We start from the raw sequence: 21855 nt of genomic DNA on the forward strand, positions 1-21855 counted from the left end.
TTCATGCTCCTTTTTGCTATTTTTCGCTGAGGATCAAAGGCTTTGCACAGGTAGTGCAGGTCAGGGCCGCCTGTGGCTTCGCCCAGGCATTCAAGCCGCACACGCTGCAAGTGAATTTCGCGCGCGTTTGTTTTTTCTTCGGAACTTTGGTCTTTCGGCTGCGCCCTGTAGCGAAGGGGTTGGCTTTGTCGAAGCTATTGGCGGGCTCAGCGTCTATGGCTTCATGCCAATTGAAGCGCATACCGCTCTCAAAGAGCCGTGTTGCGAGTTGATCGAAAGGGCCATCCGGGATGATGTAATGCATCACCTGTTGGCCCGTTTCCTTTCCCCCGGGGCAACCAGTATTGGAAGGGAAGAGACCGATGCGCTTCATCTCGTCACCCCAGGCTTTATCGTGATATCCGACGCTACCGCGATTGCCTTTGCTATCGACGGGACCAAGTGTGTGCCGCCAATGGTGCGCCATCTCATGGGCAAGAATGCTGGTAGCCGAAATCGGGTGCAGTAGAGCCAAATGGACAGGGTTGAGTGCAATCTTGGCGCATCGTTCGCCACTACTGCGAACCAGGCTCTTCGGGGAATAATATCCGAGAATTCTCGTTTGGTGGGTGTAGGTAAAGATACAATCAGACAGCGCCCCGTCCCAAAAGGCGGAATTGAACTCATCGAAAATTGTGATGAATTCTTGCGGAACCTCTACAGCTGGACGGTAGTTTGTCTGCGAGCTGGCGGTAGGATTATTTTGTACAATAGAATTTTGAAAATTTTTGCCTGCAGAGACTACGCCTGATGGGGTTTTTGCAATTTGGTTGTTTGTAGAGGTCATTAAGCTCTCCAAGGTTTTTCATATGCCTTGGGATCGCTTTTTTGCCGCAGAAGCGCCAACAGAACGCTTGTGAAATTTTCTGCAAAAAACAGAAGCGCTCTGATAATACTTTATTTAAACGTAAAATTACTTGACATAATTATGCACACAAAGTATTTATTTGTCTTATTATTTGATTAATTGATATTTAAGAGATGAAAAACGGAATAAAAGAAATATATACGATTGAAGTAGACTATTATCCGGAGACAGACATACCGAAAGAGATGAATATTCGTCTTTTGACTGGCGAATTTCATAGTCCGCCCGATGGTCGACCTTCAAGTGTTGAGTTTGATGACCAGGGACGTCCGACAGAGATGGCTTGGCACCATCGAAACCTTCTTCACCGATTTAGCGGCCCGGCAATGGTTCGTATAAATCCTGAAAACGGTGTCCATATCGCGGAGTTTTTTCGTATCGTTGTAGACGAAGAAGAAGATGTTGCCCGCGGACAGAACGAACTCAGTACGATTTTTCGCGATGAGATAACGGGCGAGGTTAAGCAAAAGATGTATGGAGGACGATACAGCAATATCAAAGGGCACACTGAAGGGTTAAAGGCGCCAAAGCCAATCCGTTGATTTTATTAAGAACCTAAGGCAGATTTCCCCACGCAGATAACTTGAGGGAATGTAAGTTGAAAGCTCGCGCAGTACGTACTTACGAAGAGTTTAGGAGACTGATACCGGATACATATATCAAAAAGCGGGCCGAACATTACGGCGAATTTAAAATGGCTGTCGGTAAAGAGTTGCAACGATTTCGCAACAACGGCAATGTCCCTCCGACGCGTACAGAAAAAGATCGCCATCAGCGCTGGCAGAACTGGCTGGCAGAGGTCGAATTCGACATATCCGCTGATACAATTAAGAACTTTGACGACGACATTGTTTACGCTTTGGCACGCGGACAATCCACTGGTGAAAATGCGCTAGCAGCTTATTACCGCCTTCATGCGCATCTGGCCGATCTTAGTTTTGCTGAGAATATCGATAAGCTTGTTTTTAATAAAACCCTGCGTGAAAAAGGAATCGTCGTTTTTGAAGCAACTCCTGGGATGCGCGCGCAAAGCGCTGAGTCGGGTTCAGAAAAGGTTGCTGAAAACCCGGCTTGCTTTTGGGGGCTCTACCCCGTTGAGGCGAAAGCCGTCTTAAGAGAAATATGTTCGTTTTCTCTTTTTGATCGCCAGCCTCCGCGCACCGGCGGGGATGTCGCTATCTTTCTTGAAGTCTCAGCGCTTTCTACTCCTGATGAGAACGGGCGGCGATATGGCTTTGGCGAGCTTGTTGTGCGGCTACTTTTCACCGGCAAGGACGTTTCATCTCTTGAGTATAATAGTTGGTACAATAGAGAACGAAATCTGTCAGAGGGGAAATTTGCCAAACTGTTTGGTTCCGGCTCGGACACCAGCATGCGCCTTAGGTCAGAGCCAGGCTATCTTGATGGCCGATACGAAATTCTTGAGCAGGGACATTTCCTAAAAATTCGATCCATAGAAAACGAAATCGAATTTCTAGCCCAGCTTGAATTTAACAAGCAAGAAAAGAGCCTTGTTTATGCAGATGGTGAGAGCTTGGCATCCGATACCAAGGCAGCCCTGATTTCACTCATCGAATCCGAACAATATGGCGAGAGCAATCATCTCTTAGGGTGGCTCGTTTTGAACGTCCACAAGTACCAAATCAAGCCGGTTTGCGAGAAGGTTGGAGTCTAGGTCATGGCTAGCGTTTCCGAGCGAATTCAGGCTGTTGAACAGGCCGAAACAGAAAATTTTCTTGAGCTTGTGAAGATCGCGAAGCTGGACCCTTCAAAAAGCTTTCAATACGCCAACCTGCGCGGCGTAGATTTTAGCAACTGCGATCTTGGCGGCTTCAATTTCACGGGCTCGGCCCTCTCAGGAGCGAATTTCTCAGGCTGCAAAATCTCTGACGCATTGTTTGACAATGTACAACTTCAGCTCCCCGAACTTAGCCGCGCCGACGACTACGATCTTCTCATTAAGAACAGCGTAAATAGGTTCCTTTCTCAGGATGAAATAAGAACCAAGAACAAACTGAAATCCCATTTTGAAAGCGCAATTTTTCAATCATCTCCTGAAGCGCAAATTCCTAGAAACTTGCCCGAGAAGCCTTTGGGTAGAACCATCTTGGTATCTATCGGAAAAGCGGCATCTTCCGCAGCAAAGGCGTTCGAAACTCATTGGGACGGGCCATTGGACGGTCTTGTTCTGACACCCTATGGCATAGGAGAGCCGAGTGATCGCTTTGCAGTGATCGAAGCAGGATTTCCAGTCCCCGACGGCAATGCACTGTCAGCGGCTGGGAAAATACAAAATCTAATCTCAAATCTGACGAAAGATGACCTTGTTGTCTTGCTTCTCTCACCCGGCGCGACAGCGCTCACTGCCGCCCCGATTGGCGATATTACTCTGAGCGAGTTGTCTGATTTGAACCGGCGCCTGCTATCGGTGGGCGCGTCTCTAAGCGACATGAATTTGGTTAGGTCTTATTTGACGGCACATGGCTGCGGCAGGCTCGCAAATGAAGCTTATCCCGCTCAGCTTGTAACCTTGGTTATTCATGATGGGCCGGCCGATAGTATCGCGCAGGTCGGTGGCTCCCAGACACGCGCAGTTAATGTCACCAGCGATGAGGTGGCAGAAATCCTGCATCGGCATCGGATCGACACGCCCATTTCGGTTGATGCCGTGTTGAAAAGTCCCGATTTGGCCCCTCCCAGTCCCGACGCCCCATGCTTCCAACGAACGACAACAAAGATCGTAACCAGTTGGGATTTAATGCTCAAATATTTTGCAGATTCCGAGGTGTTGGAAGGGACTGAGATCGTCAATCTTGGCGCGCTGGAAGGACAAGCCCAGAATATGGCGCAGGAGTTTGCAAATCGCTGCCGCGCGGTTATTGCAGAACGTCACCAGCACCCGGTCATGTTAGTTTCAGGAGGTGAAGCAACGGTAGACTACAACGGGGGCGGTATTGGTCAGGGTGGCAGAAACGCGGAATTTTTGCTTAGCCTTGCAATTGCGCTTGATGGCCAGGCAGGGGTTTCAGCGATAGCTGTAGACACAGATGGGCACGATGGAACAATGGACGCGGCAGGAGCGTTTATAAGTCCGACAACATTGGCTCGTGCCAGAGCATCCAATATCGATCCCCAAACATTTCTGCGCCAGCACCATTCGTTCTACTTTTTCCAGCAACTGGATGACCTCATCGTAACCGGTCCAACAGGCACCGGTATGAGTGACTTAAGGGCAATCCTGATCGAGCCAGTGAGTTAAAATTAACGAGCGATTTTTCTGTCCGGGCAGGCTCTATTGCGCTCACGCTCCACGAAACCCGGAATTCGGTTTTCGCCCATGCGGGTGACGATCCTTGACAGATTGGAATAATGCGGCGGCCTTGGCCGCCATTTTAATATCCGGCGCGTGGATGCCACGCGCTTGGAACCCAAAGACCAGCTTATATCAAAACCGCCGACGCCTGCCGGCTGTGGTTCAATGATCTTCCGCCGCTATTCGCGGTCTCCCGAGAAGGTCATTGACCCATCGGCGGATTTTGACCGATCGCCCTGTGTAGTCCGCGGCCTTATAGCCGCGGTCATTTTACTTGTTACAGACCAGGGTCGCTCGCCGCTTGGCAAGGGTTCATGCGCGGGGTTTTCTCTTTGAAGGCTTCGCAGTTTTGAACCCTTTTCAGCAGTTGCGAGGCCGATATGACACTACTTTTTTACGCCCAACCCTACGACATTTCAGCGGTAGGATTTTATTTCGAGACGATTGAAGAATATGACAAAAAGGCCAGCGGCCTTAAAAACCGCTCCGGCGACAAGGTCGAAGAATTTGAAATCCAGTTCATTGATGGCGAAGACATCGACACCGCCTTTGCGGCGGCGTGGGGCCTTAGCCAGTGCAATATTGCGGCCTTTATCGAAGCCGCCCTTGAGTGGGAAGACGATCATAAGACCCGCTATGTCCTCGCCGTTGGTGAATGTGGCTACGATCACGAACAAGTAGCAATCGACCCGGACCGCGTGGACATCGACATTTATCATTTGGACAGCATGAAAGAGCTGGCCGAGCAGTTTGTCGATGAAGGGTTATTCGGCGACATCCCCGAACGGTTGCAATTTTACCTAGATTACGACGCCATCGCCCGTGATCTGGCGGTTGATTATTCAGAAACTGAAATCGCAGGCCAGCGGCTCATTTACCGCTGCGCCTGATGCGCTGCCCTGATGCCAGCACAGGGCAGCGCCGCGAGTGTCTGAAACTTCAATCAGTTCCCGCGCTGTCCTCTGGTGCCATCACGCACCGATTGAAACCACTTGCATTCAACAGGAGGACAAAACCATGCAACTGCAACACATCAATCTCGATCAGCTGAAGACCACTAAAATCAATGTCCGCAAGAAAGGCGGCAGCGATGTTGACGACCTCATTCCGAGCATTCGCTCGCTCGGCATTGTGCAGCCGCTACTTGTGTGGCCAAACTGCGAAGGATTTGAAATCATCGCAGGCCAGCGCCGTTACAACGCTCTCAAGAAGATCGCCCTTGATGACGGCGAAGAAAACACCGCCCAGCCCGTGCCTTGTATCATCATGGATGATGGCGACGATGCCAAAGCCATTGAAGCATCTCTGGCCGAAAACATCGCCCGTTTGCCGATGGATGAAATCGACCAGTACAAGGCTTTTGCCGCGCTCTCCGGCAAAGGGTTGTCGCCTTCGGATATTGCCAGCCAGTTCGGCGTGAGTGAGCGCCTTGTCAATCAACGTATGGCAATCGCCAATCTTATTGCGCCTGTCTTAGACCTTTATCGCAGCGGCGATATTCGCCCCGAAACGGTGCGGACGCTGACACTGGCAACCAAGGCACAGCAAAAAGAATGGGTACGGCTTTACAAAAGTGATGATGACTACGCCCCGCAAGGACGCGCTCTCAAGGATTGGCTTTTTGGCGGTCAGCACATTGCCACAAGCGCGGCGCTGTTTGACTTGCCCGATTATAAAGGCGCGGTTGTCTCGGACCTCTTCGGTGAGGAAGCCTATTTTTCCGATATCGGGAAGTTCTGGTCACTGCAAAATCAGGCCATCGCCGATGCCAAAGAAAGATATCTGGCCAAAAGCTGGCGCGAAGTCATTGTCATGGATATTGGCGAGCATTGGTATAGCTGGGAACATGAAGCGACCCCGAAAGATGCAGGCGGCAGGGTCTATATCCAGATTAACGCCAACGGCGAAGTGGCCTGCCACGAGGGTTATCTGACCCGCAAGGAAGCCCAGAAGCTGCAACGGGTTCTCAGCGGTGAAAAAGCAGAAAAACCGCAGCGCCCCGAACTCACTGGCCCCATGCAGAATTATTTGGACCTGCACAGACATGCCGCCGTGCGCTGCCAGCTTCTATCCCATCAAGGCATTGCTTTGCGGCTGGCCGTGGCCCAGATCATCGCAGGCTCTACCCTGTGGTCCTGCGAAGCCGACCCGCAAAAAGCTTCCAATGATGCGACCAGCGAAAGCTTAACTCACAACAAGGCACAGAGCGCCTTCATAGCCGAACGTGATGCGGTTCGCGATCTATTGGGATTGCATGATGAAGAAGGCGAGACACTGGTTGCCAAGAAAGGAGAGTTTTGGCGCAGCGCCGATTTCGACACCGTTTTTGCCAAGCTGCTCAAGATGAAAGACAAGGACGTTCAGCGCGTTTTCACCTTTGTTGTCGCTGAAACGCTGCCTGCGGCAAGCGCGGCGGTCGAGGTACTCGGCGCGATGTTCAAGACCAATATGCTTGATGTCTGGCAGGCCGATCAGACCTTTCTGGATTTGCTTCGTGACAAAGAAGCCATCAATACCGTTCTGGCCGATATTGGCGGCAAGCAAACAGCGAGCGCCCATATTGCATCAACCGCCAAGGTTCAAAAGCAGGTTATTGCCCAATATCTTGATGGCACCAGAAAACCAGCCAAAGCGAATTGGAAACCGCGCTACATGGAATTTCCAATGCGCAGCTATACAAGGCGCGGCGGCATTGATGCCATTGACCGCTATGCCAGCGTTAAAAAGCAATATAGCTGATTTTCAGGATTTTAAGCTGTCGGCCAGCGGGTCACCGCTGGCCGAACTTGTCTCAAGCCGCCTGATCGCTCTGACCAAACTCCATGGATGCATATTCTTTTTAGCAGCGAGATCAGACAGCGAAATCTCGTCTTGCTCCAATTTCCTCTTAGCTTCCAAAAGTTCCGTGTCACAAAGTTTCGGCGGGCGGCCCAATCGCGCGCCTCTGGCGCGGGCGGCGGCAAGCCCCTCGCGGGTACGCTCCACCAGATGCTCTCTCTCATGCTGGGCGATGGCCGCCATAATAGAATAGACCAACCGTCCATGCCGGGTGGACGTATCGAGATTCATCGCAACTATCTGAAATCCGATACCGCGCTCCAAAAGATCATCCGAACATTTGAGCGCGTCGAAGCTTGAGCGAAAAGCCCGGTCAATATCCCAAACGACAAGACAATCACCGCGCCGAAGGTCCGAAATAAGCTTCTCAAAAACAGGGCGCGACCTGGAAGCGGCAGATACGCGCTCCAATCGCATTTCATCGCAAATAGCTGACAAGCCATCAATTTGACGATCAAGGCATTGGTTTTCGCGCGAAACACGCAAATATCCTATTTTCCTGCCATCGTGTGAATTTTCCTTCATCTTTCAATTATTTCAATAACTTACATATATCTAAAGAGCTGATTTCTATTTGACATAACCGACCGTTTTTGTTGCGGCTTTAAATCTTTACTTTTCCGAACCTCGTCGGCTCTCTGAAATTCTATTTTCCCTGTCATTTCAATATTTTCCCATATTTGACAGATGGAATACAAATTTGCCTTTGTTCCATTTTTAATTATCGCATTAACGGTCGTTTTTGCGCCGCACGTCGCAGCAGGCTGCCGTGATGGCCGCACTGGCCATGACCAGCGCGAGCGCAGCGAGCGCGACGAATTTAAATGCCGGGTATGTCCTCGACAAAATGAACAATGACCAGATGGTCAGCTACGTTTCCGGCGTAGTCGAGGGATTAGCCTATGCGCGGTTCCTGAAAGATCGCCCAAGCGAAGACGGCATGAACTGCTTTTACGGCTGGTATGACAAGCTCGATAAGCAAGGCTGGACCAAAATGGAAGCGTGGTTTCGCCGCCATGAGGACAAACCTGTCGGCGTTCTTCTTCATGTTCTGATCAAGAAGGAATGCGGGGAATAGCTATGGTGCAGCTTGGTGAACATTTCAGAAGCGATGACGTAAGCCGCCATTCCGATTGGTTGCGGCAGCAGAAATGGTTCATCAAGGCTCAGGATCAGCGCGAGCGCCGCGAGAAGGCTGATGAGAAACTCAGCGACATGATGGACACCGTGGTCAGCGCTGCTGTCATGGCGACCAATGAGCAACTTCAGGCGTTCCAAACCAAACTCGACGCCTATGATGAGGCAACCGTTATCGCCTTGATGGAAAATCAGGAAAAGTTGGACCTGATTAACGCCGAGGTCGATGAGCTACTGAGCCAAGCCTACGTCATGGAGGACGGCAGACGCGTCTTTAAATCTGAAGATGGCAGCTATGTCATCGATGAGTTTGGCGAAATCGTCGAGCCTGACGAACTGGACCCGATGGCCATTCCAGATGGGCACCCAAGTGCCGAAACTTACGAAGGCAAGCTCGATACTCGGAAGCAGCTAACGCAAGAGCGTCAGGACATTCTGGATTTTCAGGAAAAAGTGGACGCCGCCAGAGAAGATATCGCTGACGGTAAAATCAGCGAACAAGAGCTCGAAGATCTTGATGCCGAGTTGCTCGATGCCATGCCGGAATCTGTTCGTGACCATATCCCCGGTCTGGAGAGCCCAGAAGTCACACCAGACCTCAAAGCCGATATCCAGCCTGCCGCAAATCCGGCCACACCGGAAAACCTCCACGTCAAAACTTTCGACGCAAACGTGCCCGGCTAATTCAGCCGCTCACCTCTCACCCGAAATTTCCAGTTTGCTTACTCAGGAGAAACGTCATGGGCAAAAAAGGGAGCGACTTTTACAAGGCGGCCATTGGCGCGCCGGACAATTTCATGAGCACATATTATTATGTGGAATTGAAGAACTTGGACGCTTCTCTGAAACAGAAGCCCAAAAAGATAAAATCACCCCAACAACACCGCTCGGTATTCGAATTGAATCCAGGCCAGACAGAAGTTGATCTGGATAATCCCGTAACACGGTTTTTTGCTTATGCTATTGGGTGGTTCTTTCTCGCCTTCGGCATGATTGGCATGTCTATGTATATAATCATGGGGCTGATAGGCTGGTTAAAGAGCCTGTTCTCTGCGGTTCTATGACCCTTCGGTGAGCCAGTTCATTCTGGTTCAAGACCAAATTTTTCCGCGTAATACGTGTAGTACAAATCCGATTTCAGGGCTGTATTACGTTTACCGCAAGATGTGTGCGGTGTAGTACACGCACCATCTTGACAAGGGGAACCCGCTGCGCGTTCCCCGTTGCATCCCCTCCGGCTTTGGCCCGTCCTCGGCATTGAGCCTTACCGCGCCATAGGCCGTATCGCCGGCCAGCCCACTCATCAGGGAGATTGCCGCTCTCCCCGACGCCCCATCGGTCAAAGGGCCTATCGACGCCCCTTGAAACCACCTCGCCAGATCCGGAGAAACTGCCTCTCCACCGGCGCCAGGCCATGCACAAGCGACTGGCCGCTTGATCGCCATTCAAGGGGACATCCAAGCTCCCCTGAAAACCCCATTGATTCACTGTTTCGCGGTCATTGTTGTCAGATCCGCAATCGGGCGAGTGCTGTCGCAATTCATTACCACAATGCTAGCCTTGCGCTGTCCCATCCAAGGGTAATTCGTGCTACGTCTGTCCGAGGAATCAGACCAACACGGTCGTAATGCCAAAATCCACCCAGAAATATTCAATGTGAATAAATCTGGTGCTTTTGCGAGTTTTGTTTGGGCTTCTTAGCTCATTGTTTAAGATGGTGTCATGATTGAGAGCATTATCCAAGGAAGCCTTTTCACAGCCGACTTCATTACGCAGTCGATAAAAGAAAATACAGACTGGCAAACCATCACCGACGATGAGGTAGATGATCTGCGGGAGAAGCTAAGCGGTTTGTTCGATGCATTTCCGAGCGAACAGTCACCGAATGAAACACGCACAGAAGATGACTTGATATGGCCGATCCTGAAGATTTTGGGATGGGATCAGTTCATGCGTCAGCAAAACTTAACTGTAAAAGGCAGGGATGATGTGCCAGACGGATTGTTGTTCGCTGACGCAGATACCAAAATACAAGCCGACCAATTTCCTGAAGAATATAAACGATACCAGTTTGGCCTCGCGATAGTAGAGTCCAAGCGCTGGCGTAGGCCCCTTGATCGCCAGTCGGGAAAGCGTGGTGAGGAGCTGGCACCGTCCACACAGATGCTGCGCTATCTGCGTAGAGTCGACGACCTGACTACCGGCAATTTGCGGTGGGGCATCCTTACGAATGGCGGCAGATGGCGACTCTACTTTTCGGGTGCGCGCTCTGTATCCGAACAGTTCTTTGAAATAGATCTAGCTGCAGTGCTCGGGATCGCCGGGCATGGCGATGGTTTATTCGCGCTTGATGATGAGCAGAAGCGACACGCGTTGCGCGTTTTTGCACTCGTTTTTCGCAAGCAAGCATTTCTGCCTTCGGCGACTGATCCGCGCACGTTCCATATCCGCGCCCTTGAAGAAGGCAAGTTCTATGAAGAACGTGTAGCTTCTGACCTTTCGGACCTCGTGTTCGATAAGCTCTACCCGCTGTTGGCGCGCTCGATTGCAGATAAGGCGCCGGATGCGCCGCTCCAGGATGTGCGCGAAGCGGCGCTGATCCTTCTCTACAGGCTGCTCTTCATCCTCTATGCGGAAGACCGCGACCTTCTGCCGGTCAATGACCGCCGCTATGACGACTACGGCCTGCGCGACCGTGTCAGGCTCGATGTCGGCGACCGCAAGGACAAGGGCGATACATTTTCGAATACGGCGGCGCGATACTGGTCAGTCCTTGACGATCTTTGCCGAGCTATCGACGAAGGCGACACCTCGATTGGATTGCCTCCCTATAACGGAGGACTCTTCGACCCGGAACGCACGCCGCTTCTGCGGCAGGTGCGTCTTTCCGACTCGGTCATGGCGGAAGTGATCGACAAGCTCTCTTTCGAGCGCGCTGACGACACGCGCAAATACATCAACTACCGCGACCTGAGTGTGCAGCAGCTCGGCTCGATCTACGAACGGCTTCTCGAACACGAAGTCGTCAGGGAGGGCGCGATTGTGGATATCCGCCCGAACATCTTCGCGCGCAAGGGATCGGGCAGCTACTACACGCCTGACGATCTCGTAAATCTCATCATTCGCGAAACGCTTGAACCGCTGATCGAAGCACGCCTTGCCGCGTTCAGGAACAAGGCCGAAGAGCTCGCGGCCTCGGATCAGGACGAAGGGCGCAAGCTCGGCATTTTAAGGCGGCTCGATCCGGCCGAAAGGCTGCTCGATCTTAAAATCTGCGATCCGGCCATGGGCTCGGGACACTTCCTTGTCAGCCTCGTCGACTACATGGCCGACCAGGTCATCACCGCCATGGCGGAAACCGAAACCATGGTCGAGTGGGCGGACTATATCTCGCCGCTTGCCGATCGGATCGAAGGCATCCGCAATACCATCCTCGGCAACGCCGAGGAGCGGAGCTGGACAGTCGATCCCGAACAGCTCGATGACCGGCATATCATCCGCCGCATGGTGTTGAAGCGCTGCGTCTATGGCGTCGATAAGAACCAGATGGCGGTCGAACTGGCCAAGGTTGCTCTCTGGCTGCACAGCTTTACGGTCGGCGCGCCGCTCTCCTTCCTCGACCACCATCTGCGCTGCGGCGACAGCCTATTCGGCTCCTGGGTGAAGACGGGCATCGAGAAAGCGACGGCCTATGGCAGTCCGCTTCTCCTGCACGAGCCGGTGAAGACCGCGCTCGGTTCGGCTGCCTCGGTGCAGACCATCGAGGGCCTGCCGGACGCGGAAATCGCGGAAGCGCACCGTTCGCAGGAAATATTTGAAGGCGTCCAGGTGATGACGGCGCCGCTCAATGCGTTCCTGTCTTTGCTACACGCCATCGAATGGCAAAACCTGAAAGGGAAGGACAACGCCAAGGCCATTCAGGGCTTCTTCGACGGCTCCTTCGGAGATCCTTTCGAGATTGCGCTTGGCAAGCGTGAGCCGCAGGTGCGCGATGACCACGGCCGCCGCTTCCTCGAAATCCTGAACGTTGCGCGCGAGCTGGTAGCGGAAGAGCGCTTCCTGAACTGGCAGGTCGCGTTTCCGGGCGTTTGGACGGACTGGGAGAATGAAGGCTTGTCCGGCGGCTTCGACGCCATCATCGGCAATCCGCCGTGGGATCGCATGAAGCTCCAGCAAGTCGAATGGTTTGCTGCGCGTAAGCGTGAGATTGCCTTTGCGCAGAAAGCGGCCGATCGCAAGCGGATGATAGACGAACTGGAAAGGAATAACGATCCGCTTTCCGGCGATTTCATAAAAGCGAACGAGCGGGCCGAAGCGGCAACGCGCATGGCTCGGTCTGGCGGCGATTATCTGCTGCTGTCCGGCGGCGACGTGAATATCTATTCGCTCTTCGTCGAGCGCGCCATGGCGCTGGTCAAGCGGGACGGCATGGTGGGCCTGCTCACGCCATCCGGTATCGCTTCAGACAAAACGTCATCGACCTTTTTCAAAGGCGTTTCGACACAAGGTCGGCTGAAGGCGCTGTATGATTTCGAGAATCGGCGCACGCGCTACAATGCCCCTCCGTTCTTCCCCGATGTCGATAGTCGCTTCAAATTCTGCGTTTTTGTCGCAAGTCCGTCACCGACGCCCGAAGCGGCCATGTGCGCCTTCTTCCTGCAAAGTGTCGCCGAACTTAACGACACTGAACAGCGTTTCCCGCTCACCGCCGAAGATTTTTCGCGGGTAAATCCCAACACAGGTACTGCGCCGATATTCCGCTCGCGCCGTGATGCGGAACTGACAACAGCAATCTATTCCAGCGGAAAAATCCTGTCTGACCGGTCAGGTGACGAGGAGATCAAGGCGTGGCCGCTGAAATACTGCACGATGTTTCATATGACCAATGACTCCGGGCATTTCCGGACGCGGCAGGAATTGGAGGAACAGGAAGGAGGCTGGCATAAAGGGGGAAATCGCTATGGCAGCCCGAAGGGAGATTGGGTTCCACTTTATGAAGGCAAGATGATTCAAGCCTTCGATCACCGGGCCGCAAGCGTAATCGTCAACCCGGAAAACCAGCACCGCCCCGCGCAACCAGAACCCGCAACATTGGAGCAACATCGCGACCCGTCATGGCTTCCTGCTCCGCAGTTTTGGGTATTGGAGGAAAAGTGCAAATGGCCCACCGAATGGGGATGGGTTCTTGGGTTCAAGGAAATTACCGCGCCGACGAACGTGCGAACGTTTATCGCAGCTCTGTTGCCAACAGTCGCTTTCGGTAACAAAGTGCCATTGCTGCTGCGCCAAGATGAGTCTCGGGAAGAGTGGCTGCTTGCCGCAAACCTGAATTCAATACCCTTCGATTATGTGACAAGACAAAAGGTTCAGGGCCAGACTTTGAACCTATTCATCGTTGAGCAGCTTCCGGTGATTTCGCCTGAGCGCTTCCACGAATCGAAGTTTGGATCGAGCTCGGCCGCTGAACTCCTGCGCGATATTGTTTTGGAGCTTACGTACACCGCTGAGGACATGGCACCGTTCGCGCGTGACATGGGCTACACCAATGATGCTGGTAACGTCCTCCCACCGTTTGAATGGGACGAAGAACGGCGGCTGAGGTTGCGTGCAAAGCTTGATGCCATTTTCTTCCATCTGTACGGCATTACGGATCGTGAAGATGTCCGGCATATTTATTCTACCTTTCCGATTGTGGAGCGGCAGGAAAGGGAATTGTACGGCGGTCAATATCGTTCCAGCGATTTATGCCTCGCGTATTTGAGCGCGCTTGCGGCCGGCAGCACTGAAACTGACATGGTTGCGTGAGGTTTCATGGAAAAGAAGGGCGGAAAACTCCGGGTAGTAAACCAGACCTACGAAGGCACGGTCCGGTTCTATTCGCAAATCAACGAAATCCTGGCAGCAGGCGGATTGAAGAAAGTGTGTTTCGCCGTCGCCTATGCACGGTGGGACGGACTAGGCCTTATTTCTGAAAACCTCGAACAGTTTCTGCGGGCTGGCGGCGTTTTGGAGACCGCATATGGCTTCGACAACGATGTCACGTCACCTGACAGCTTTCTCTACGGGCTGTATCTCAAGGAACTTTATCCGGGGAACGTGTTCTGCGGGGCATTTGAAGACAAGTATCGCAACGCGGTATTTCACCCAAAGCTGCTCCTCTTCGAAGGGGACGATTATTTCAAGGCTGTCATTGGGTCGGCCAACCTAACCGGCGCAGGGCTGAGCCGGAACATAGAGCTGGGCACGAGACTAGAAGTGCCCCGAGGTTCCAAGATCGCAAATGACTTGGAAGGGGCTTGGAGCTATGTGAAAGGACGTGCCGTCGAAGTCGATATCTCGTTCGTTCGTTCGATGAAGGCACAAAACCGGTTGGATCAGGAAGGCGACGGTGGCGACGGCGCCAATTTGGAGACGGGCCAGCCCGCGAAACCTCCGTTGTCAGTTGGGGCCAAAGCGGCTCCGAAACCGCTATTCGAAAAGGTTCTTGATATTGCAAATCCCCGGAAGCGGGATTTGATTTTGCGCAAGCTTGACCCGCTTAGTGAACGGCCCCGAAGGCTTTATCTTCAGATACTGGCCGGTGAGACAGGAGCCCCCAATTCAAGTGTTATGGGGTATCAAATCCAGCTACCGGTGGCCACTCTGTCGGCCTATTTCGGTGTTGGCCCAGCACAAACCAAAGAGGTACTCTTTCATTTTGTTGCAGAGGACATTCGCGTCCATCTCACCCATTTCGAAAACAATACTCATCGCGTCCGATTACGGCCGCTACGAGAGGTACCTCGGCCGGCAATTGTCATTTTTGAACGAGACGGGCCAAGCGAGTTTACTTGTTCAATTGTGCCGCCAAAAGACTATACGCGAGTGATCGCGGAAAAGTGCAACCAACAAACGAGAACTGGCGCGAGGAAGTGGGGCCTGGAATAGGCGATAATATTACTACCGCAGCATCCGGCGAGTTCGGCGGTTACCTTCTAATGACGCATCTGGGTCGGGATGTTCTCCTTCTCCTTTCCACTCATCTGTCGCTAGCCATTCCTCGAAATAGTAAAGCCATAGGATGGTCCAGGGAACGATCGTTTGGTCAATTCGCCTCCCAGCGTGCCATTGGTGTTTTCGGGGTAAGTAGAGGCATAGCCTGAGCGGGTCGCAATAAATGTGAGGTATGTCGCGATCACCGGCTAAAGTGGTCAGGTTCGGTTGCAAAACACGAACGTCCGGTACATCGCCCTGCTTGTACTCGATTTCGATTTCATACTCGCGACTTATTGGCGTTGGGCAGGTCTTGAAACGCCAAATCAAATGGCCGTTTGTCAACTTACCCGAGCCCGGGCAAACCTCACAATTCCTTAGAAACAGGAACTGCTGCGCAACGGACAACTGCCTGTTTGTTTTCGGGCCGGCCATTCAATCTCCAAAGAAATCGTTTTTGGGAATGGGAACGGCAGCAGCTGCAGGTGTTGTCGTCAGGCCGATAGTCGGAGCAACTAACAGTCGATTCGACTTTCGGGCGTCGGATACGGCTTTGTTGCGCTTAGACATGACACGGTCGACAACCCGTTGACCGAACTGATTGCGAGAACTGCCAATAACCTCATCCAGCCCAACAGCATCACGAACTGCCTCGAAGTCGGAAAGTGCCTTTTTGTGCCACGCATAGAACGCTTTTGCCCGCTCAGGTTCTGCATTCCATCTGTCAGCAAAGTTCTCTCCTTCAGTCGTTTCGTTCCAAACCGCGTAGATTGTGCGGCCATCCAAAGAGCCATTTTCTATGAAATGCGGCATCATGCGGATCACCTCAACCAACAATTCCAGTTCATCGCTAAACGTGTACCAACTCACGCAGTGCTCATAGGAACGCATGGCCAGCGTTGTGATGATGACCGAGATGGGCGCAACATCTTGCTCGATTTCAAGAAAATGATGGTCCCGGTGTCGCTTCAGGAGCTGGACGAGACGCCGCAGCACACCTTTGATCTTCGATTGTTCAGGAAAGGGTTCAATCTGGGCCGCAGCGGCATCACCCTTTGAAAGCGCGACGAATGATCGCTTGAACCTCGGTTGCAACATTGTACGCCGCTCGAAAAGATTCTTGAAGCCGCGCGGATTTGTTGGATGCCATTCCTTCAATGCCTTATCGGGAACAAGTTCTCCGTCATTCACGCATTTTGGGTTTGGGATCGTACCAGCGACATCAATGTGAAAGTCACCTGGGAAATTGAGGCGCCAGCAACGCTTTTTCTCTTCCAAGATTTTGCGGTACTCGGGGTGTTCCCTGAGGCGGGTTCCAATCAGCTTCTTTATCGACGCAGGATCAAGACCTGCATGTCCTCGTTTGAGCAGGCAAATTAGATCAATGTCGAATTCTGCGCGACCAAGGGGCTTGTTCGCGGTACCCAATGCAAACGAACCATGTGGGTAGACAACAATGTCGGTAAGCAAAGGTTCTAGAGCCGCAGCCAGCCACTTGCAGAGTTTGTCGTGCTCCTGCCGCGCCTTTTCCACCTGTGCCTCTGTCAGGTCCAGGTCTTGTCCGATCTCTTCGAGATAGCGGTAAATTTCAACGCGGCGACGCCAGTCGCGGTCAATCGGAAATCTATGCTCCAGCGTATTCATGCCGCGTCCTCGATTTTGTAGTAGGGCTCGAAGATCTCAGCAGGGCTCCTGAAGAAAATCTGCTGAAGTTCGGGAAATGCAGATCTAGCCATTGAAGCGCCGATACCGCTTAAGCGTTCAATCTTCGTCGTATCGTCAAGCTTGAAGAAACCCGCGGGTGCCGAGGGCGAATATCGGAATATCCGGTTCCCTGTGTGAGGGTGGCCTGTTATCAGTTTTGCGGCGCCCAAAGAATTGCTGGATTGGCCATCCATAAACAGATTCAGGAACCCGGCCTTTCTGAGACCAAGCGACAATTTTCCCGGATTTTCCGAGAGCATGTAGACTTCTTCCATGCAGCCTAAGCTGAGAATGCGCAGACTGTCTTTTGGCCAATCTAAAAGCGTGATGGCCTCGACCGCAGCTGTTCCAGTTGGGTTGTTTGCCCAAACACCGCCATCCAAGAGCCCGATACTGTCGCTAGTTTTATGCCGCCTGAAATATGTCGGCGCGGCAGCCGTGGCCATCGCCGCGTCACTTGCAAGACGCTTGTAATCCGTTGTTAGCCGCTCGTGATGCGCTGTCTTATAAATGTAGCAGCTGCGTAAATCTGCATCCCACGCAGGAATCAGAAGGCGTGTCTTTGCATCGCCTATACGTTTACCTTGCAACGTCTGTTCAAGAATGCGCTTCAGCGCTGCTTCATCATGCTTTGCCCCGACGAACGAGCGGGCCGAGCGAAAGCGCCGAAGCATCCAAGACGCAACCTTGCCAAGGTTCTCGGATTCTCCGAAAATTTCTGGGCCCCGTTCAACATATAACTTATGCAACTCTTTGGCGCTCAGGCCGAGCCCCAGACCAATAGCGAGAATACCACCAGTCGAGGTGCCTGCAATGAGATCAAAATAACTCCCGATAGGCTTCGGAAGTTTTTCCTCTATAGCCGCCAAAAATGCAGCTGGGCATGTGCCTTTAATTCCTCCACCGTCGATTGAAAGTATTCTCCGCAATTCGCTCTTCCTTATCCCTTCGGCGGGAACGGATCGCCACCGTGGCTATCGCTACTCGCGATCCGACCGTCTTTGTTGTGGATGCGAAGTTCTGTCCGCTGGTTGTTGCTTACGCTACGACCGGCATCGATTGCTTCGCGCTTTGTTTCGTGGTGGCTGCTGGCGCGACTTGCGCCGCCACGCTTCACATCCCATCCTCCGTTCGAGTTCGGGACCACATGATGAGTCTTCGGACCACCTGCCATTTCAATCTCCTTTCCCTTGACCATTCACCTATTTCGTCATATATTTGTTGACGAAAACGTAGGACATCATGGCTTAAAAAAATGCCCGAGGGCAAGCTACGAAATCCTACGATATCGTCAATATATAACATCCAGGAACGTAATGTCAATATCCGCAGACGGAGAGAACAACTTTGGCGATAGGTTACGAGAAGCACGGGAATCACGGTCGTTGAATCAGACCGAACTCGCAAAGCTCGCGAACCTGCAACCGGCGGCAATCGGCCATTTTGAAAAGAACCGCCGCAAGCCATCATTTGCGAATATTCGCTCTTTGGCAAAGGCGTTGAATGTTACGTCAGACTACTTGCTTGGCCGTACCCCAACTATGAGCGGAGCAACCACGGCCTTCAGGAACGAAGAAAACCTGTCTGATTCTGACCGTGAAAGCATACAGATGATGATCGACACGCTTGCTCAGCGCCGGAAGGATCGTACCGAATGAGCAAATTTCGGCTTAAGATGGCAAGGCAGCTCGGTGAGAAGACGGCCCAGGATCATGGTTTTGATTCCTTCCCGGTCAACCCATTTAAGATTGCCAGCGATGAAGAAATAGTCGTGGAAGCCAAGCGGCCAGAGAAGGAAGGAATGAGTGGCTGCATCGTTTTTAATGATGATGGCGTTGGAATTATCTATTCGACCTCAATTCAGAACGAAGGATTTCAGAATTTTACAGTTGCTCATGAATTGGGGCATTACTTCATCGACGGTCATCCGGACGAAATTCTAAAAACCGGACCGATGCATGTTTCGCGCGCCGGATTTTCGCAAGGCGATAGCTCAATAGAAATTGAGGCAGATCACTTCGCGTCTGGTCTGCTGATGCCCACTCATCTCGTGAAGAAAGAACTTCAAGGTAGCCCTGTTGGCCTGGAAGCAATTCGGGCTCTGGCCACCGTTTCAAAAAGTTCACTTACCGCCGCCGCAATTCGAACTTCGGAGTGTGCAGCCTATCCCATGGCTATCGTTGTAAGTTCGGGACAGAAAGTGTGCTACGCATTCATGTCGGACGCATTCAAGAATCTCGGGCAGCTCAGGTTTCTTCGGAAAGGCGACTTGTTGCCAGCTTCGGGGACATCCGATTTCAATCGTGATCGTGACCGAATTCTTGCCGGTGATTCCATGTGTGTGGAATGCAAGCTCGCGACTTGGTTTGAAGGCCCAAGCCACATCACTCTTGATGAAGAAATCGTTGGACTGGGCAGCTACGGTTTCACTTTGACTGTCTTGTCCAGCGAGGAAATCTCTGAAGATCCCTATGAAGATGAGGACGAGGATGAGAAGCTTGAAAATAGCTGGACGCCAAGGTTCGCCTATGGACGGTAGTTTAGCTTGCCGTATGGCCTAGTCCCACTCACGCCTACGGGCGCGTTTGATTTTGCCGGACGGCTTGGGAGCGACGCCAGCAATCTGAAGCCTTTGGTCTCGCATTTCCAGTTCTAAGCGCCGACGAATGACGCTCACGCGGTGTAGGATGAGACGTTTTTCATTCTGCAGGATTCGCCGGGCCTTAAGTTGCCTGTCAATCAGCGCCTGCATCTCGGCGCGGTCGCGTCTCTCACATTGCGCTGCTTCAAGCGCATTCTGGTTTTTAATGGCCTTGTAGCGGCCTGTCAGCCGAAAGAGCAGCGCCTTGAGCCCCCTCGGCAATCGTGCCGCTCGCGCGGCATTTTCGTTCTGTCGTCTATCTTTTTGCGTCAAGCGCTGGTTCTCCCGCTCGGCGCGGTGAACGTCCGTCATTGTCTGCCGTTTGACAGCGAATTCTTCCAGAAGCGTGTCCTGCTCATTGGCAGCTTCAGCGGCGAAAGACTTGAGCTTACCGGTATAATCTTCTGCTATTCGCCTCCGCATTAAATCAACGGCAGGCAGGTTGTCAGGCTCTCTCAGCTTGGCAACAACTTCCTTGCTCTTGCGGCCGATCATACGGGCGATGGAATAGACCTCTCCATGCCAATCCAGCGCAACAAAGCCACGCCGATCACCTTTGGCCAGATAATAGCCGCGCTCTTTGAGCGCCCTCGCAAAGCCTTTGAGGGAGTCGGACACTGTCCAGCATTCCTGAAACGCCTGCTTGATTGCGCGTGGGTCTTTACTGGCTCGCTTGGCCTGTTGCCACTCTGCAAGTGTAAAGTTCAGCGGATTGTGTTGATTGCGACTGACCAGCCCTTGCGGCATCTTCCAGTCATGCTCCAGATAGAGTCGGCGAGACATGTCTTGCAGCTTGAGCTTGAAGTGCGGCAGGTTGATCGCCTTCATGCGCCTGGCATCAATGCGCGACCAGACGCAGTGCGCGTGCCGGCGTCCTTCTTTTTCGTGGAAGACGATGGCTCGGGGCTGGCCGCTCAAACCGACTTTGGCCTCGATAGCAACAATGGCCTTCTCGAAGACTTCAATAGGCACTTTCGCCGTTTCCGGCGGACTGAGGCTTAAGGAGAACAGAAATTGCCTGCAGCGCGTTCCCCGGCTGATGGCATGGGCTTCCTTAAAAGCTCCGTGCAGATCGCTCGCAACGAACCCACGCAATTCGTGCACGCGGACATGGTCGTTGTCAGTGTCGTTCAGAAGATGGCGGGCAAGCTGCGCGCCTCCGCCGCGCTGGCTGGCTTTCAGGATCATTATCGGCCTACCTTTCCAGTAGGCCGAGCGCCTTGATTAAGCAGGCCCGCATCTGAGCGATATGGGCGCAGGCCTGATCTATCTGTGTCAAGGTCTGTTTATCCAGCAGTAACGAACCTGTTTGGGCTTCTTCGACCAGTATCGCTAAACTCTCGGCATAGCCGGACTGACCGAGAAGGCCGAGCATTTCCGCCAATTCGGAACGGTTCGGCTTCCCCTCATCGAACAGGCGGGACTTAATGTAGCCGCCCAGCGATTTTCCAGCAGCTTCCCTTTTAAGCCGCGCGCGCTCTTTATCACTAAGCCGCAGGGAGAACGGCGCAGCTTTGCGGGTGCGCTCCGGCGGAGCCGCCTTGCTGGCATCTTTGAATTCGGCGGGGAGAAACGTCGGGCCACTCATAGCGACGGCCCCCGCTGTCTGCGTCTGGTCCGCCGCTCTGGAGAAGCGGGGCTTTGCAAAGCCTGAGTGGGCTTTTCGTATGCCGTTTGAATGTGTTGGAGTTGGCTGTTCCAATCAGCTAAAATGTTAAATAGCGCGTTCGAAGTTTCTCCTTCTAGGCGCGCCATCTCGCATTCAAACACGAAGACTTGCGCGGTCGCCAAGTGATGCATCAGCGTGCGACGAGCCCGAAAGCATCACGGCAATAGTCGGGATCGGGAGTGGCGCGAAGTGGTGGCCCACGGCGGTATACTTCCCGGCTTCGCGCACCATCTGCCATGCAGAATGCACAACGTCGATCGATCGTTGACCGACAGGATTCGGACGCGCCTGAAACTGCAGCAGGTTCATATCAGCAGGGCGCATCCATCATAACTTGCCGCCAGACGGCTGACCCATGGGGCCGACCAATGTTGGCGATGTTGCCAAGCAAGTAAAGATGGTTGCGGGGACCAGCTCCCATCTTTACTTGCTATTTCGGTCAGCAGCGTAACCGGCTCAATCTTGTTGAGCTCTGACGGATGACAGGTTCGGCGCGTCCCTGTCGCGCAAAGCGGCGAGCGCCTCACGAAAGTCGTCGGTAGCAATGCCGCACAGGTGAAGGATCGGCAGCGCGCGGTCCAGGCTCTTCGTCCGTCACGCCCATTTCGGCTGGATCACGGATGTGAAGGTGATGTGATCGTCACGGGAATCTGCCTGGATACGCCGCCCCCATC

20 protein-coding genes and 1 pseudogene are annotated in these 21855 nt (G+C 52.9%); 12 read left to right on the plus strand and 9 right to left on the minus strand.

Annotated elements, in window-relative coordinates; genetic code table 11:
- Positions 1 to 16: 16 nt before the first annotated feature.
- On the minus strand, positions 17 to 826 hold the full coding sequence (locus BLU32_RS18130; RefSeq protein ID WP_093809269.1) for a SprT-like domain-containing protein: 810 nt from the start codon (positions 824 to 826) through the stop codon (positions 17 to 19).
- Positions 827 to 1020: 194 nt separating this feature from the next.
- Here BLU32_RS18130 and BLU32_RS21900 point away from each other — a divergent pair, with 194 nt between their 5' ends.
- From BLU32_RS21900 to BLU32_RS18150, 5 genes are all read left to right on the plus strand, one after another.
- Complete coding sequence (locus BLU32_RS21900) at positions 1021 to 1449, plus strand: hypothetical protein (RefSeq protein ID WP_157727739.1); 429 nt, start codon at positions 1021 to 1023, stop codon at positions 1447 to 1449.
- Positions 1450 to 1505: 56 nt separating this feature from the next.
- Positions 1506 to 2582, plus strand: a complete 1077-nt coding sequence (locus BLU32_RS21905; protein WP_157727740.1) for a hypothetical protein — start codon at positions 1506 to 1508, stop codon at positions 2580 to 2582.
- A 3-nt stretch (positions 2583 to 2585) separates the two neighbouring features.
- Positions 2586 to 4166 carry a DUF4147 domain-containing protein gene (locus tag BLU32_RS18140; protein ID WP_093809273.1) on the plus strand — a complete coding sequence of 527 codons (1581 nt, stop codon included), beginning with the start codon at positions 2586 to 2588 and terminating at the stop codon, positions 4164 to 4166.
- 434 nt (positions 4167 to 4600) lie between these two features.
- Positions 4601 to 5110 carry an antirestriction protein ArdA gene (locus BLU32_RS18145; protein WP_093809275.1) on the plus strand — a complete coding sequence of 170 codons (510 nt, stop codon included), beginning with the start codon at positions 4601 to 4603 and terminating at the stop codon, positions 5108 to 5110.
- A 127-nt stretch (positions 5111 to 5237) separates the two neighbouring features.
- Complete coding sequence (locus BLU32_RS18150) at positions 5238 to 6959, plus strand: ParB/RepB/Spo0J family partition protein (RefSeq protein ID WP_093809277.1); 1722 nt, start codon at positions 5238 to 5240, stop codon at positions 6957 to 6959.
- Between the two features lie 3 nt (positions 6960 to 6962).
- Here BLU32_RS18150 and BLU32_RS18155 read toward each other — a convergent pair whose 3' ends face one another.
- Positions 6963 to 7583 carry a recombinase family protein gene (locus tag BLU32_RS18155; RefSeq protein WP_093809279.1) on the minus strand — a complete coding sequence of 207 codons (621 nt, stop codon included), beginning with the start codon at positions 7581 to 7583 and terminating at the stop codon, positions 6963 to 6965.
- Positions 7584 to 7830: 247 nt separating this feature from the next.
- On the opposite strand from BLU32_RS18155, the gene BLU32_RS18160 reads away from it, so the two are divergent.
- The 5 genes from BLU32_RS18160 (at position 7831) to BLU32_RS18180 (ending at position 15122) form a co-directional block, all read left to right on the plus strand.
- A complete protein-coding gene (locus BLU32_RS18160) occupies positions 7831 to 8136 on the plus strand; it encodes a hypothetical protein (RefSeq protein WP_093809280.1) in 306 nt (101 codons plus the stop codon).
- Positions 8137 to 8138: 2 nt separating this feature from the next.
- A complete protein-coding gene (locus tag BLU32_RS18165) occupies positions 8139 to 8879 on the plus strand; it encodes a hypothetical protein (protein WP_093809282.1) in 741 nt (246 codons plus the stop codon).
- A 56-nt stretch (positions 8880 to 8935) separates the two neighbouring features.
- On the plus strand, positions 8936 to 9259 hold the full coding sequence (locus BLU32_RS18170; RefSeq protein ID WP_093809284.1) for a hypothetical protein: 324 nt from the start codon (positions 8936 to 8938) through the stop codon (positions 9257 to 9259).
- A 658-nt stretch (positions 9260 to 9917) separates the two neighbouring features.
- The gene (locus tag BLU32_RS18175; RefSeq protein ID WP_093809286.1) at positions 9918 to 14000 is read left to right on the plus strand and encodes an Eco57I restriction-modification methylase domain-containing protein; all 4083 of its coding nucleotides are present in this window, start codon (positions 9918 to 9920) and stop codon (positions 13998 to 14000) included.
- A gap of 6 nt (positions 14001 to 14006) precedes the next feature.
- The gene (locus BLU32_RS18180; RefSeq protein ID WP_093809288.1) at positions 14007 to 15122 is read left to right on the plus strand and encodes a phospholipase D family protein; all 1116 of its coding nucleotides are present in this window, start codon (positions 14007 to 14009) and stop codon (positions 15120 to 15122) included.
- Positions 15123 to 15602: 480 nt separating this feature from the next.
- On the opposite strand, the gene BLU32_RS18190 is transcribed toward BLU32_RS18180, so the two are convergent.
- Genes BLU32_RS18190 through BLU32_RS18200 form a run of 3 tightly spaced genes read right to left on the minus strand, consistent with a single transcriptional unit; the run spans position 15603 to position 18069 of the window.
- Positions 15603 to 16811, minus strand: a complete 1209-nt coding sequence (locus BLU32_RS18190) for a nucleotidyltransferase (protein ID WP_093809292.1) — start codon at positions 16809 to 16811, stop codon at positions 15603 to 15605.
- Entirely contained in the window at positions 16808 to 17800 is a 993-nt protein-coding gene (locus tag BLU32_RS18195; RefSeq protein WP_093809294.1) for a CBASS cGAMP-activated phospholipase, read from the minus strand. The genes BLU32_RS18190 and BLU32_RS18195 overlap by 4 nt, the downstream gene beginning before the upstream one ends.
- Before the next feature lie 11 nt (positions 17801 to 17811).
- Complete coding sequence (locus BLU32_RS18200) at positions 17812 to 18069, minus strand: DUF2188 domain-containing protein (protein WP_371326940.1); 258 nt, start codon at positions 18067 to 18069, stop codon at positions 17812 to 17814.
- Between the two features lie 118 nt (positions 18070 to 18187).
- On the opposite strand from BLU32_RS18200, the gene BLU32_RS18205 reads away from it, so the two are divergent.
- Together BLU32_RS18205 and BLU32_RS18210 are read left to right on the plus strand one after the other, a co-directional pair.
- Positions 18188 to 18529 carry a helix-turn-helix domain-containing protein gene (locus tag BLU32_RS18205; RefSeq protein WP_093809296.1) on the plus strand — a complete coding sequence of 114 codons (342 nt, stop codon included), beginning with the start codon at positions 18188 to 18190 and terminating at the stop codon, positions 18527 to 18529.
- A complete protein-coding gene (locus BLU32_RS18210; RefSeq protein ID WP_093809298.1) occupies positions 18526 to 19410 on the plus strand; it encodes an ImmA/IrrE family metallo-endopeptidase in 885 nt (294 codons plus the stop codon). The genes BLU32_RS18205 and BLU32_RS18210 overlap by 4 nt, the downstream gene beginning before the upstream one ends.
- A gap of 18 nt (positions 19411 to 19428) precedes the next feature.
- Here BLU32_RS18210 and BLU32_RS18215 read toward each other — a convergent pair whose 3' ends face one another.
- From BLU32_RS18215 to BLU32_RS22375, 4 genes and pseudogenes are all read right to left on the minus strand, one after another.
- Positions 19429 to 20700, minus strand: a complete 1272-nt coding sequence (locus tag BLU32_RS18215) for a relaxase/mobilization nuclease domain-containing protein (protein ID WP_093809300.1) — start codon at positions 20698 to 20700, stop codon at positions 19429 to 19431.
- Between the two features lie 7 nt (positions 20701 to 20707).
- Entirely contained in the window at positions 20708 to 21100 is a 393-nt protein-coding gene (locus tag BLU32_RS18220) for a hypothetical protein (RefSeq protein WP_093809302.1), read from the minus strand.
- 174 nt (positions 21101 to 21274) lie between these two features.
- The gene (locus BLU32_RS18225; RefSeq protein ID WP_093809304.1) at positions 21275 to 21490 is read right to left on the minus strand and encodes a hypothetical protein; all 216 of its coding nucleotides are present in this window, start codon (positions 21488 to 21490) and stop codon (positions 21275 to 21277) included.
- A 171-nt stretch (positions 21491 to 21661) separates the two neighbouring features.
- Positions 21662 to 21814 (minus strand): annotated as a pseudogene (locus BLU32_RS22375) (IS256 family transposase); the annotation flags it as partial.
- Between the last annotated feature and the right edge of the window lie 41 nt (positions 21815 to 21855).

It is taken from the genome of Stappia sp. ES.058, assembly GCF_900105595.1.
Lineage (GTDB): Bacteria > Pseudomonadota > Alphaproteobacteria > Rhizobiales > Stappiaceae > Stappia.

Coding starts and splice junctions, on each gene's coding strand:
- BLU32_RS21900 (WP_157727739.1), top strand. CDS start 1,021: ATGAAAAACGGAATAAAAGAAATATATACGATTGAAGTAGACTATTAT.
- BLU32_RS18200 (WP_371326940.1), bottom strand. CDS start 18,069: ATGGTCAAGGGAAAGGAGATTGAAATGGCAGGTGGTCCGAAGACTCAT.
- BLU32_RS18145 (WP_093809275.1), top strand. CDS start 4,601: ATGACACTACTTTTTTACGCCCAACCCTACGACATTTCAGCGGTAGGA.
- BLU32_RS18165 (WP_093809282.1), top strand. CDS start 8,139: ATGGTGCAGCTTGGTGAACATTTCAGAAGCGATGACGTAAGCCGCCAT.
- BLU32_RS18130 (WP_093809269.1), bottom strand. CDS start 826: ATGACCTCTACAAACAACCAAATTGCAAAAACCCCATCAGGCGTAGTC.
- BLU32_RS18160 (WP_093809280.1), top strand. CDS start 7,831: ATGGCCGCACTGGCCATGACCAGCGCGAGCGCAGCGAGCGCGACGAAT.
- BLU32_RS18190 (WP_093809292.1), bottom strand. CDS start 16,811: ATGAATACGCTGGAGCATAGATTTCCGATTGACCGCGACTGGCGTCGC.
- BLU32_RS18150 (WP_093809277.1), top strand. CDS start 5,238: ATGCAACTGCAACACATCAATCTCGATCAGCTGAAGACCACTAAAATC.
- BLU32_RS18170 (WP_093809284.1), top strand. CDS start 8,936: ATGGGCAAAAAAGGGAGCGACTTTTACAAGGCGGCCATTGGCGCGCCG.
- BLU32_RS18140 (WP_093809273.1), top strand. CDS start 2,586: ATGGCTAGCGTTTCCGAGCGAATTCAGGCTGTTGAACAGGCCGAAACA.
- BLU32_RS18205 (WP_093809296.1), top strand. CDS start 18,188: ATGTCAATATCCGCAGACGGAGAGAACAACTTTGGCGATAGGTTACGA.
- BLU32_RS18225 (WP_093809304.1), bottom strand. CDS start 21,490: ATGAACCTGCTGCAGTTTCAGGCGCGTCCGAATCCTGTCGGTCAACGA.
- BLU32_RS18180 (WP_093809288.1), top strand. CDS start 14,007: ATGGAAAAGAAGGGCGGAAAACTCCGGGTAGTAAACCAGACCTACGAA.
- BLU32_RS18175 (WP_093809286.1), top strand. CDS start 9,918: ATGATTGAGAGCATTATCCAAGGAAGCCTTTTCACAGCCGACTTCATT.
- BLU32_RS18215 (WP_093809300.1), bottom strand. CDS start 20,700: ATGATCCTGAAAGCCAGCCAGCGCGGCGGAGGCGCGCAGCTTGCCCGC.
- BLU32_RS18210 (WP_093809298.1), top strand. CDS start 18,526: ATGAGCAAATTTCGGCTTAAGATGGCAAGGCAGCTCGGTGAGAAGACG.
- BLU32_RS18155 (WP_093809279.1), bottom strand. CDS start 7,583: ATGAAGGAAAATTCACACGATGGCAGGAAAATAGGATATTTGCGTGTT.
- BLU32_RS18220 (WP_093809302.1), bottom strand. CDS start 21,100: ATGAGTGGCCCGACGTTTCTCCCCGCCGAATTCAAAGATGCCAGCAAG.